At 31.4% G+C, this 12,386-nt stretch carries 9 protein-coding genes; 6 read left to right on the forward strand and 3 right to left on the reverse strand.

The genetic code is table 11. The features are described 5' to 3' along the window. Nucleotides 1-32 precede the first annotated feature (32 nt). From V4D30_RS03055 to V4D30_RS03075, 5 genes are read left to right on the forward strand one after another with little or no spacing between them, the layout of a single operon-like run. Nucleotides 33-1,745 (forward strand): proline--tRNA ligase, encoded by a 1,713-nt coding sequence (locus V4D30_RS03055; RefSeq protein WP_353684777.1) that lies wholly within the window; start codon nucleotides 33-35, stop codon nucleotides 1,743-1,745. Then, entirely contained in the window at nucleotides 1,732-2,667 is a 936-nt protein-coding gene (locus V4D30_RS03060; RefSeq protein ID WP_353684778.1) for a hypothetical protein, read from the forward strand. The genes V4D30_RS03055 and V4D30_RS03060 overlap by 14 nt, the downstream gene beginning before the upstream one ends. Next, nucleotides 2,664-3,410, forward strand: coding sequence for a thiamine pyrophosphate-dependent enzyme (locus tag V4D30_RS03065; RefSeq protein ID WP_353684779.1), 747 nt, complete (start codon nucleotides 2,664-2,666; stop codon nucleotides 3,408-3,410). The genes V4D30_RS03060 and V4D30_RS03065 overlap by 4 nt, the downstream gene beginning before the upstream one ends. Further along, nucleotides 3,395-3,934 carry a 2-oxoacid:acceptor oxidoreductase family protein gene (locus V4D30_RS03070; protein ID WP_353684780.1) on the forward strand — a complete coding sequence of 180 codons (540 nt, stop codon included), beginning with the start codon at nucleotides 3,395-3,397 and terminating at the stop codon, nucleotides 3,932-3,934. Before V4D30_RS03065 ends, V4D30_RS03070 begins: the two co-directional genes overlap by 16 nt. Further along, nucleotides 3,924-4,382 carry an N-acetyltransferase gene (locus V4D30_RS03075; RefSeq protein ID WP_353684781.1) on the forward strand — a complete coding sequence of 153 codons (459 nt, stop codon included), beginning with the start codon at nucleotides 3,924-3,926 and terminating at the stop codon, nucleotides 4,380-4,382. The genes V4D30_RS03070 and V4D30_RS03075 overlap by 11 nt, the downstream gene beginning before the upstream one ends. On the opposite strand, the gene V4D30_RS03080 is transcribed toward V4D30_RS03075, so the two are convergent. Genes V4D30_RS03080 through V4D30_RS03090 form a run of 3 tightly spaced genes read right to left on the reverse strand, consistent with a single transcriptional unit; the run spans nucleotide 4,372 to nucleotide 11,345 of the window. Next, nucleotides 4,372-4,860, reverse strand: coding sequence for a hypothetical protein (locus tag V4D30_RS03080; RefSeq protein ID WP_353684782.1), 489 nt, complete (start codon nucleotides 4,858-4,860; stop codon nucleotides 4,372-4,374). The genes V4D30_RS03075 and V4D30_RS03080 overlap by 11 nt on opposite strands. Next, entirely contained in the window at nucleotides 4,823-7,459 is a 2,637-nt protein-coding gene (bamA, locus tag V4D30_RS03085; RefSeq protein ID WP_353684783.1) for an outer membrane protein assembly factor BamA, read from the reverse strand. The genes V4D30_RS03080 and bamA overlap by 38 nt, the downstream gene beginning before the upstream one ends. Next, nucleotides 7,428-11,345, reverse strand: coding sequence for a translocation/assembly module TamB domain-containing protein (locus V4D30_RS03090; protein WP_353684784.1), 3,918 nt, complete (start codon nucleotides 11,343-11,345; stop codon nucleotides 7,428-7,430). Before V4D30_RS03090 ends, bamA begins: the two co-directional genes overlap by 32 nt. A gap of 75 nt (nucleotides 11,346-11,420) precedes the next feature. Between V4D30_RS03090 and V4D30_RS03095 the strand changes: the two genes are divergently transcribed. Then, entirely contained in the window at nucleotides 11,421-12,386 is a 966-nt protein-coding gene (locus tag V4D30_RS03095) for a DUF3108 domain-containing protein (RefSeq protein ID WP_353684785.1), read from the forward strand.

A 12,386-nucleotide genomic window follows, 5' to 3' on the forward strand; every position in this document is an offset into this window, starting at 1 on the left:
CAAGCAAGTTTTAATTTTATAGGAGGAAATTGATGAGATACTCTAAATTATTTATTCCCACTATGAGAGAAATTCCATCTGGAATTAATGCTATATCTCATATTTTAATGCTTAAAGCAGGATATGTAAGACAACTTGCAGCTGGATTGTTCATTTTTTTGCCTCTTGGATGGCGAGTTTTAAATAAAATTAACACAATTCTTAAAGAAGAAATGGAAAAAATTGGTGCTCAAGAGATTTCAATGCCTATTCTTCACCCAGCTGAAATATGGCAACAGACAGGCAGATGGTATTCCATAAAAGAAGAAATGTTCAGACTTAAAGATAGAACTGGTAGAGATATGTGTCTTGGTATGACTCATGAAGAGATTATGGCGTGGATAGCTTCAAAGGAAATAAAATCTTACAGACAGTTACCACAAATATGGTATCAGATTCAAACGAAATTAAGGGATGAAGCAAGACCTCGTGGGGGCGTTTTAAGAACAAGAGAATTCATCATGAAAGACAGTTATAGTTTTGATATTGACTGGGAGGGACTGGATAGAAATTATAAACTTCATGCAGAAGCTTATCACAGAATTTTTACAAGATGTGGTTTAAAATACTTTCAAGTTGAATCAGACCCTGGAATAATGGGAGATATGGAATCCCATGAGTTTATGGCTCCAACGCCTGCTGGCGAGGATGATATTGTTTTATGTGACCACTGTGGTTATGCAGCTAATATTGAAATTGCCAAGTCTCAGTTATCTACCCTATCACATTTAAATATGGAGTATAAAGAAGTTCATACTCCTCAAAAAAAATCAGTAAAAGAGGTAGCGGAATTCTTAGGTTTAGATGAAAGATATTTTATCAAAACTCTTCTTGTTATATCTGAAAAAAATGAGCCTGTAATTGTTATGCTGAGAGGAGACCAGGAACTTAATGAAAAAAAGCTTTCAAGAATTATCGGAGAATTCAGCTTTGCCACACCTGAACAGGCATTGGAGATTCTTGGAGTAGAACCTGGATTTATTGGACCAACAGGGCATAAAATTAAAAAAATTGCTGATATCTCAATTCAAAAAGGTCTTGCGTATGTTTCAGGTGCAAATAAAAAAGATTACCATCTTCAAGGAATTGTTCCCGGAGAACACTTTGATGCCCAATGGATGGATATAAGAAAAGTTAAAGATAAAGATAATTGTCCAAAGTGTGGAAGCTCTTTAAGAATTGAAAAAGCAATTGAAGTAGGAAATATATTTAAACTCGGCACAAAATACTCTGAACCACTGAATGCTTATTTCCTGGATAAAGATGGCAAAGAAAAGCCAATTATTATGGGAAGTTATGGTATAGGACCTGCAAGAGTTGCTGCTGCAGCAATAGAACAGAATCATGATGCCGATGGAATAATATGGCCTAAGAGCATAGCTCCTTTTGATATAGAAATTATTCCTCTTAACATGAATTCTGGAACAATTCAAATTGCAGAGGAATTATATGAAAAAATTACTGAAATTTATAATAGCTTCGCAGACAGACATATGGAAGTTTTAATTGATGACAGGGACGAACGTCCAGGGGTTAAGTTTAAAGATGCTGACCTCATCGGAATACCTATTCAGGTTATAGTTGGAGAAAAGGGACTTAAGGAAAATAAGATTGAAATTAAGAAAAGAAGAACTAAAGAAACTAAAAAAGTTCCCGTAAATAAAGCTGTTGTTGAGATTGTTAATACTTATTATGAAACATACTGAGAATATAGCAGTCATAGACATTGGAAGTAACACTTTAAGAATATTAATAGGAAATATAAAGGCAAATAAAATTAATAAACTTTATACTGATAGAGTTGTAACAAGGCTTGGTAAAAATCTTATTGAAAATGGAGTTATTTCAGAAAAGGCAATAGATAGTTCAATTATAGTTTTAAAAAAGTTTAAAAAACTATTTGAAAAATTTAATGTTTCATGCATTATTGCTGTAGGAACAAGTGTTTTAAGAGAGGCTAAAAATAGTGTGTATTTTTGTGAAAAAGTAAAGGAATCTACAGGGCTACATGTTCATATAATTTCTGGAGAAGAAGAAGCTTATTATACATTGCATGGAGTTATAGATGAGGAATTAAAAGAAGAGGATTCTGTTTTTATAACAGATGTTGGAGGAGGAAGCACAGAATGGATACACTACAGCAGAAAAAATTTTAAGATGGGCTCTATGCCTATAGGTGCTTTGAAAATTAAAGAAAGATTTTTAAATACAGTGTCCTACTCGGAAGAAGAAATATACAGTGCTAAAAATTTTATAAAAGAGGAAATAAAAACCTCTTTGCCGCAGGTAAAGATTAACAAATTTATTGCAACTGGCGGGACGGCATCTACCCTCGGCATGATTAATCTTGGATTACTTAAATATCTACCGGAAAAAATACATATGTCTGAAATTCATGTGATAGAAGTTAAACAAATACTTAAAAAATTATTATCTATTTCATTAGAAGAAAGAAAAAAAATCAAAGGAATGCCTTCTAACAGAGCAGACATTATATGTCCTGGATTGCTTATTTTAAAAGAAATTGCTGATTATTTAAATGTTGAAAAGCTGACTATAAGTGAAAATGGAATTATGGAAGGGATAATGAAAAATTATAAAAAATTCTGTTATAATAGCAAATTATGAAAAAGAAGTTCTCCAGACCTAAATTATTAAAAAATGTCCCTTTTAGATACTGTCCTGGCTGTGGACACAGTATTGCTCACAGACTAATTGCAGAAGTAATAGACGAACTTAAAATAAAAGAAATAACTATTGGAATAGCACCTGTTGGATGCGCTGTATTTGCCTATGATTATTTTGACATAGATATGCTTGAAATCCCTCATGGAAGACCACCAGCAGCAGCAACAGGAATGAAGAGAGTATGTCCTGACAAAGTAATATTTGCCTATCAGGGAGATGGAGATCTTGCAGCAATTGGAACTGCTGAAATAATTCATGCTGCAAATCGTGGTGAAAACATAACAATATTTTTTATCAATAATGCAAATTATGGAATGACAGGTGGACAGATGGCTCCAACTACTCTGATTGGACAGAGAACAACTACAACTCCATCAGGTAGAAAATCAGAATTAGCAGGATATCCAGTTCATGTATCAGAACTTCTTGCTGTTCTTGAAGGCTCGGCTTTTATTGCAAGGGGGGCTCTTGATAGTTATAAAAATATTGTTATAACTAAAAAATATATTGAAAAAGCTTTCAAATATCAGCTTGAAGGAAAAGGGTTTAGTCTTGTTGAAATGCTTTCACCCTGCCCTACTGACTGGGGAATGACTCCTCAAGAGGCTTTAAAGTGGCTCAGAGAAAACATGATGAAAGAATTTAAATTAGGAGTAATTAAGGATAAATGGAACAACGCATAATAGTAGCAGGTTCTGGTGGACAGGGAATTCTTTTTCTTGGTAAAGTTATTGCTCATGCTGCTATGAAAGAAAATAAAGAGGTAACGTGGTTTCCCTCTTATGGCGCTGAAATGCGAGGAGGAACAGCTAATTGTATGGTTGTTATATCTGACGAGCTTATAGGTTCACCAATAGTGAAAAATGCAGATTATCTCATCGTTTTAAATGAAGCCTCTTTTAATAAATTTACTGATAGAATAATCCAAGGAGGTTGTCTTATTTATGATTCTTCAATAATAAAAAATTCAAAATGTCGGCATGATATTAATATTTATCCTGTGGAAGCTTCTCGGGAAGCATCTTTGATAGCCAATCCCAAACTTGCAAATATGGTTCTTCTCGGAGCTTTTGTGAAAATATCTGGAATACTTAATATAGAAAAAGTTCTTGAAACCATTGAAGAAATTATCCCTCCTAAAAGAAAAGAAATGATTGAGGTTAATAAAAATCTTATACTAAGAGGTTTTTCTATTATTGAAAGTTAGAAAAGCATTAGTCTCAGATATTAAATCAATTCATAGATTAATCAATGAGTTTGCAAAAAAAGGTGAAATGCTTCCTCGTTCTTTGAATGAATTATATGAAAATATTAGGGACTTTTTTATTGCTGAAGAAAATAATGAAATTAAAGGAGTTTGTGCATTGCATATATTATGGGAAGATCTTGCTGAAATAAGGTCTTTGGCAGTGAAAAAGGATTCACAAAAAAAAGGAATTGGAAGCCTTCTTGTAAAAAAAAGCCTTAATGAAGCTAAAAAGTTCGGAATTAAAAGAGTTTTTGTTTTAACATATATTCCTGATTTTTTTAAAAAAATTGGATTTAAAGAACTTGACAAATCAAAACTTCCTCAAAAAATTTGGGGTGACTGTATTAGATGTCCAAAATTTCCTGAATGTGATGAAGTAGCTCTTATTTATGAGTTTATGGAATAAAAATTATTTTAATTTCTGATGTTTCTTTTAATTCTTCAATATGTTCTTTAAGTTTTTTATTTAACTCTTTTTCAAATAAATATTTTTCAATTTCATTTCTCACAGAAGCATATGGAATGTTTTTAAATTTAGTTTTGTTCCGCTCATAGTATTCTCTTATTTCATTTTCTGGAATTATTATGGTTGATTTTATTTTTAAATCAATGTAATTATTAATCAATTCCTCATCTTTGCCCTCAATAAAAAGCTCTTTTGCTTTTTTTAGAAGAAGAACTCTATTAATCATGGTATTTAAAATTTCTTCATTCTTAATCTGAGGAATTTTTTCTTTCATTTTAAGAGCTACACTTTCAAAATCTCTCAATGTTATTGCATAACTGTCTACATAAGCAATTACTCTATCTATAACCTCTGGAAAGGCTATAGAAGTAAATATTAAATTAAAAAGCATGACCAATGCTAAAATGAATTTCCCCATGTGATTCACCTGCCTTTCTATTGAGTTTATATCCATAATCTATTCTTAAAGGACCAACAGGAGTTTTATATCTTAGTCCAGCCCCTGTAGTATATTTGAGATTTGAAACATCCACATCCCCTACCCTCTTCCATACATTACCAAAATCGAGGAAGTTAACTATAGAGAAGTTTTTACCGAGATAGGTTCTAAATTCAATGTTCCCCATCAAAAAAGCATTTCCACCTGTTGGTTGATTATCCTGTTTAGGACCAAGTGTATTCTGCGCATAACCCCTTACAGTGTCTCTTCCTCCAAGAAAATATCTTTCTGAAATAGGTAAATTATCCGTACCTCTGTAAAGCCATGCCCAGCCACCACGTAAAGAAGTTGCAAGAACAAACCCTTTCGTTAATTCTGTATATTTATTAATATAAAATGATGACTTCATAAAATTTATTTCAGAACCCAAAAACTCACTGCTAAGCTTGGAAGTAACACCTGCAAGCCACCCTTTTGTGGGATCAAAAGGATTATCCCTGCTGTCATATATTAATGAAGCTTTTATTCCACTGATAAATAATTCTCCAATATCCTGATCAGAGATAACCACTTCAGGCATAACATCCCATGTCTTTGAATATGTTGCCTCATAAAGAAGTTCTGCCTTGAAGGACTCAAAAAACTTCTTTTCAAAACCAGCAGATACACCATATCTTTTTAATTTATAGATAATATCTTTTGTATCAATATTTTTAAAATCCATTCTTTCAAAAAGTAATGAGGATTTAAAGGTAAGATCCTTCAATATCCACGGGTCAATATAGGTTATATAGCTTCGCCTTTCTAAACTGCTTATTTCAACTCTTGAAAATATCTGTTTATTCATACCAAATAAATTTATATAAGAAAGCTCTGCAAAACCTTTTGCTTTTTCATATTCTCCATATCCAAAGCCAAATTCAAAAGCTCCTGCTGGAGCTTCTTCAAAATTATAAATTAAATCTAGAGAGCTATCCATGGATTGAGGTTTTATATCTATCCGTGAAAAAAGTCCTGTTTTATAAAGAATCTGCCTTTCTTCTTCCAGGGTGTAAGGATTATATGGTTGACCTTCTTTTGGTAAAAGTCTTTGATAAATAAATTTAGTTTTTGTTTTCTCATTACCTAAAATAATTGATTTGCCAAAATACTTTTTACTGCCCGGTTCAATTTTTAAGCTTACATATGCATCAGAGTTTTTTATTTCATAATTTCCCTCAATCCTGGCTTCTGAGTACCCATTTTTTAAATAAATTTCCCTGATTTTTCTTTTCATTTCAAGAAAAGTTGTTTCATTAAACGGAGAATTTATATAAGTTTTAGCTACTTCCTCAGCTTCTGCTTTTAATAAATTATCTTTTACTTTTATTTCAATATTCTTTATTTTAACCTGTTCGCCTTCCTGAACTTTAAACAAAATACTTACACTATTGTCTTCCTCTTGTAATTGAGGAGGAAAAACTTTGCAATTAAAATATCCTTTTATTTTAAAGTATTCTTCAATTCTTTGCCTGTCATTCTCTAATTCTTCAGGATTAAAAGGAGAACCTTCTTTATTTGCAAGAAGTTTTTCTATTTCCTCTCTGGGAAGCTTCGTCTGGATTTCAATTTTCTTTACAAATTTTCTATCTCCTTCATTTATAAAATATGTTATTTTCCATTCATCTTTTGATTGTTCCAATAAAGAAACAACCTTTACCTCAAGAAATCCGTTAGCCCTATAAAAGGTTATTAAGCTATTTATGCTGTCTTTTATAATGTTTTCATTAACCTGATCCTGAAAGTGCGCCATTACTATGTTTTTCAAATCCCTTTCACTTAAAGAATTAACTCCTTTGAATGCTAATTGTAGTTTCCTCCCTTCTTTAATTGTTAATGTAAGCTCTCCATTTTTGAAGGAATATGAAATTTCAGAACCGATTAATCCATGTTTTATAAAATACTTCTTTGCTTTATTGATAAACTCTTCAAGCATTACTTTATCAAAAGGCTCTCCCGCATTCAAAGAAAGGAAATTTTTGATATATTCATCAAAAATCCCTTCCCATTTTATATTTTTTATTTTCAATGGCTCGCCTTCATTTATATAAATTGTTATATCAGCGAAGTTTTCAGAAACTTTTTTTTCTATATTAACCTTACAGTTTATAAATCCCCGTTTATTAAGTTCATTTTCAATGTTATGTTGGGTTTTTTTGAGTTCTATTTCTTTCAATCTATCGCCCTTTTTAAAACTGAGCAATTTTTTAAAAAATTTTTCCGTAAAATATTCATTTCCTTTTATCTCTATTTTATTTATTAAAGGCTTTTCTTTAACTGAAATTTTCATTATACCCTCTTTATACTCAACCACTATATCATCAAATGAATTTTTTAAAAATGCTCTTTTTATTCCCTCGGTTATTTCCTGAGGGATAAACGCTTGGTTTTCTCGGACTCCTATCAGATAAATAAATTCCTTTTCTGGAAAATATTTTAATCCTTCTATTTCTATTTTTTTGATATATTCCTCTGCATAGGCAAAATTAAATAAAGTTATAAAAATACTAACGAAACTCAAAGCGAAACTTAATCGCACCTGAAATCCCTCCAATTTCATCCTTTGTACCTACCAGAGATACACCTTTTCTAACCAGATACTCCACTTTTATTATTTGTTCAGCAGTTGCTCCAGCTTGAGTAGAATAAGTTACGGTGAGTCTACCATCCATGAGTTTTTTACCAACTGTGATTCTTGGAGCTATAGAGCCTGTTGTTTTTGATACTCCTGGTTCAACTGTCATTACATCAAGCCCTGTAAGCCCTCTCACTCTTTCTTCAAGCAGTTCATGCATTTGTCCTGTGATAAATGAAGCAGCTTCAGAAGCTCCTGGAATTCCTTTTCCTCCTCCATTCTGTCCCAATACTAATAAATTAAGTAATTCTGACTCTGAAAGAGGAGGATTTGAACTGAGTATGAGATTAAACTGATCAATATAACCATTTAGATTAAGATTTATATTATATTGAGATACATTTGTTCTTGCTGAAACATTAAGATAAGGCCTTATTGAATTCGGGTCATTAAATTGAATAAGTGCTTGCATAATTTCAAATTTGCTGCCTCTAAAATAAATCCATCCTTCTTTTGCATTTATCCATCCTATTAATGATGGTTCCTGTAAAGAACCTCTTAAAAGAAGATCGCTATTTAAGTTTACTGTAGCAAGATTGTTATTGACAAAGAAGTTACTGGTCTTGGCTCGTAAATTAAATCTCAAATTATTAAACCAGCTGTCTTTTGCGACTGTAAGTTTTGAGGAACTTGATTTAAGAGCCAAACGAGTCCAGTCAATTCTTTCAGTATATACTCCCTTTTGAATATTAATCTGTCCTGAAAGCAGAGGCTGAGAATATGCTCCTGTAAGGTAAACCTGTCCATCAAGATATGCCCAGCATTTTGGTGCAAATATCCATCTGACTGATGAGAATTTTCCAGAAACTGCAAGTTGTTTTATTCCAAATTTTTCAAGATATACGGTTCCTTCCATCTCAATACTACCTTCAGAAAATGTACCATAAGCTTTTTCTATAATCACTCTGTCTTCATTAAACGATAAAGTAGCATTTATATTGGATAATGAAGGGATATCTTTTCTTAAAGTAATTGATGCATTGTTTATATCAACTTCTCCAACTATTTCAGGATTTTGCCTACTTTCGTAAATGTAAACCTGCATAGATGCTCTTCCTCTTATGTCATCCACTTTAAATAAAGCTTTGAAAGGCTTTAAATCAGAGGAACCTTCAATGAGAATATCAAAGTAATCAACTATCTTGCCCTTTATTGTTAATTCTGTAGATTGTCCTAAAAAAGTTAATGGAGTAAAATAAACATTACCCTTTTGTATTCTAATACTTACAGGATTTTTATTGTTAAGTCCTATTCCATAAAGCCTTGTAAATACCCTGTTTAAATCAATCTGGGCATCAAAATTTTTATCCACTAAGGAACCTTTAAGCTTTCCATTTACTAAGATTACTAAATCCTCTGGTAGATTATTAACAAAAGCTGCTGCTACAGGATCAATTCTTGCTGAAACAAAATTTCCTGTAATATTCCATTGTTTTTTATCAGGCAAGCCTTCAATTGAAAAGAAGATATTTTTCATAAGTTCGGCTTTCATTATAAGATAATTTTGTTTATAATTAAGACTGATTATGCCATCCATATTTTTACCATTTTTTAGCTTTGTTGTGACAGTTGTATTTGCATCAATTACTGGATTTCTTATTGAGCCAGAAATCTGAAAACTTAATTTATTCAGATTAATTTTTTCTATATATTTCATGCCGATTTTTTTTGCATAATTCTGAGCAATATCAGTTATGTCAAAAGTCTTTGATATGGCTGAAATACTAATTTCTCCATTAAGGTTTAAATAACCTGAAGCAGTTAATACATTTCCATTATTAAAAATATTCAAATTTTTTATAAAGACAACCTCTTTTTCAAAAGAGATTAATCCTGCGATTTTGTTAATAATTTTATGGTTTCCAAGAAACAGAGGGCTGCAAATTAAATTAGCTGTAATTTTCCCTCTGTCTTTTATAGAGCCTTCTAAATTTAGAAAGGTCTGAATTTCTTTATTTAAAGCTTTTACATAAAGATTTTTTATATACAGGTTTTTTATTGAAAAGAAAAGATCATATACAGGATTTTTTAATTCAAAAAGATTTTTTGCCTGAGGAAATAAAATCTTTCCTTTAAATAAAATATCTTTTCCTGTAAGTTCATTGATTAACAGTAGATTTTTCCCATAAACAATATTTCCTTTTAAATTATCAAATGTAAATGTTTGCTCTGGAAGGGAGTTTTCTATTTCTTTTGTAAGAATACTGATTTTTTTTGAGATAAAGTTAATAGATATTTCAGGATTTTCGGCGGTTCCAGAGAGTTTTCCTATGAAGTTTAAATTTCCATATATACCCTTCTGATATGGAATTAAAAGTTCATTTATATCTTCACTACTGCCTGTAAAAGCAAAGTTAAGGTTGTTGTTTTTTGTATCTATATAACCATTTGCTTTAACCTGACTCTTAGATAAAGCAATTTCCAGTGAGGTAAATTTATAAACATCCCGTGCAGATTTAAAGACACCTTTTATCCATTCAATTTTTCCTCTTAAATCATCTGGTTTGTGACCTTTTCTTAAATAAACAAATGAGCCTTGTGGAGAAAACTTCTCTCCTTCTGAAATTAACCATCCTTTTACCGTTCCTTCTGCAATTCCGGGATTCCAGTGAAGAAGTTCAAAAATCCCGCTACTTGATACATTGTTTAATTCAATAAAGACATAATGTTTTATAACTTTTGGAAGAGTTATCCAGACATGAGCCTGAGCAGAACCACCGTAAAGTTTTACTTTTCCATTTTTAAACTCCAGTATTCCGTTTTTATATACGGCTTCAGCCTCTACAGTATCTACTTTAACACCAAGAATATTTCCTTTTTTCAAGCTCACTCTGGCATTAACTTGAGGGTCTGAAAGACAACCTTCCACCTCTCCTTTAGCTTCTGTAACTCCTGTTAGCGTTTCAGAGACTTTTAGAATCTTCATTAACTCTTCAAGAAGGAAAGAGGCATCAAATTTTAAATTCATTTTAATTTTATCCTGCCATTTTTGAGCTTCTACTAAACTTACTTTACCATCAATATTAATTTCGCCATAACCATCTTTCAGGCCAAAAATTTTCATAAGAGATTTTAAAAAGATCTTTCCAGAAACAATGAATTCCCCTAAGAAATTAGTATGAGTTATTCTACCTGAACTTTTTAAAAGGGAATTTATATCAAAGAGTTTTAATTCCTCAAGAATTATTTCTCTCTCTGTGATTTTAAAAGAAGCCTTTAGTTGGGTATCAATATTTGGATACTTAGGTAAAGAAAGTTTTACATTAGAAAATATTGAAATTTTAGGTTCTGCTCGTAAGACAACTCTTCCATAAAGCTCTTTTAAGTTCAATTTCAAATCTTTATCATAGACTGAACCATTAAATTTTTCTATTTCAAAGGAATTGAACTTTAATTTTAAAGGAAATTTTGTGGGCTTTTTCAAATAAACTGAGACACTTTCTATGCATTTGTTCAAGGTTTCACGTGTCAAAGATAAATTACCTGAATACAGAGCAACTCTTCTTATTTCTATCTCTTTATTTAAAATCCTGGTTAGTCCTACGTAAAGCTTTGCTTTAGTAAACATTAGAGTATTTTTTTCTGGATTAGATATGACAATATTTTTAAATTCAATATAAAGTGGAATTAAATGTAGATAAGCTTTATCAATGGATACCTCCATTCCGAGCATTTCTTGAAGTTCATTAAGAGCAGGTTTAAGAATAATTGATGAGATATCAATTTTACCTATCAGGAGGAACAATGCAAAAAATAAAGTTATCAGCGCTATCAAAATCTTTTTTTTCAAACCGTAACCTCCTTTATAATCTTTCATTCTATATTTGTTTTAAACTATTAGTCAACTAAGTGTTATACTATTTTTATGAAACTAAGATGGATCATAGTAGCTTTGTTAATTTCCGTGGCTGCTCATGTAAGCATAATGATGAGCCTTGGTAAGATTCAATTGAACTTGCCTTCCTTCGATTTTATAGAAACCTTTATTTTTCAAACTAAAAAAGAACATCCGAAACCAAAGATTATTGAAAAACCTGAACAGCAACAACAGGAAACACCTCAATCTAATAAAAATACAAACTCAGAAAATTTGGCAGAAAACAATCAAAAACCTGAGGAGAACATGGTTCAAAATAATGAAAAAACCCGATCTCCTCAGTCGCCAAATAATCCTTTTATAAAATTTATTAACGAAACAATGAAGTTTGACATTTACTGGATGGGCATTTATGTCGGCTCAGCAACAGTTTCTGTTAGAGGGGATGAAAATACAATTACAATAACTTCAATGGTTAAATCCGCTAGCTTTATTTCAAATTTTTATTATGTGAATGACCATGCAGAAAGTAAGATAGAGATGGGTAAACCCAAACACTTTACACTGATTCAAACAGAAGGCAAATACAGAGGTAATAAAGAAACTATTTTTGATTATGAAAACAGCGAGATTGTTTTTATTAATCATCTTAAAAATAGTACAGTTTATCATAAAGGCATAGATAAGGTATTTATGGATGTTCTATCTGGATTTTTCTATCTTAGAACACTGCCAATAAACATAAATGAACCCGTATCAATAGACATTTTTGACAGCAATAAGTTTGCAACTGTTGTGGTGCAACCAATAAAGGAAGAAAAATTAGAGCTATCAAATAAACAGGTTGACACAATTGTTGTAAAGCCTCAGCTTGACACAGAAGGACTCTTTAAAAGAAAAGGAGATATTATTATCTGGTTAAGTAAAGACAATGGCAAAATTCCACTGAAGATTGAAACAAAAGTTCCTGTAGGACGAGTGGTAGCAGAGTTAAAGGAATACAAAAAAGATTAA

It is taken from the genome of Thermodesulfovibrio sp. 3907-1M, from assembly GCF_040450955.1.
Classification (GTDB): Bacteria; Nitrospirota; Thermodesulfovibrionia; order Thermodesulfovibrionales; family Thermodesulfovibrionaceae; genus Thermodesulfovibrio; species Thermodesulfovibrio autotrophicus.

Coding starts and splice junctions, on each gene's coding strand:
- V4D30_RS03070 (WP_353684780.1), top strand. CDS start 3,395: ATGGAACAACGCATAATAGTAGCAGGTTCTGGTGGACAGGGAATTCTT.
- V4D30_RS03065 (WP_353684779.1), top strand. CDS start 2,664: ATGAAAAAGAAGTTCTCCAGACCTAAATTATTAAAAAATGTCCCTTTT.
- V4D30_RS03095 (WP_353684785.1), top strand. CDS start 11,421: ATGAAACTAAGATGGATCATAGTAGCTTTGTTAATTTCCGTGGCTGCT.
- V4D30_RS03055 (WP_353684777.1), top strand. CDS start 33: ATGAGATACTCTAAATTATTTATTCCCACTATGAGAGAAATTCCATCT.
- V4D30_RS03060 (WP_353684778.1), top strand. CDS start 1,732: ATGAAACATACTGAGAATATAGCAGTCATAGACATTGGAAGTAACACT.
- V4D30_RS03080 (WP_353684782.1), bottom strand. CDS start 4,860: ATGGGGAAATTCATTTTAGCATTGGTCATGCTTTTTAATTTAATATTT.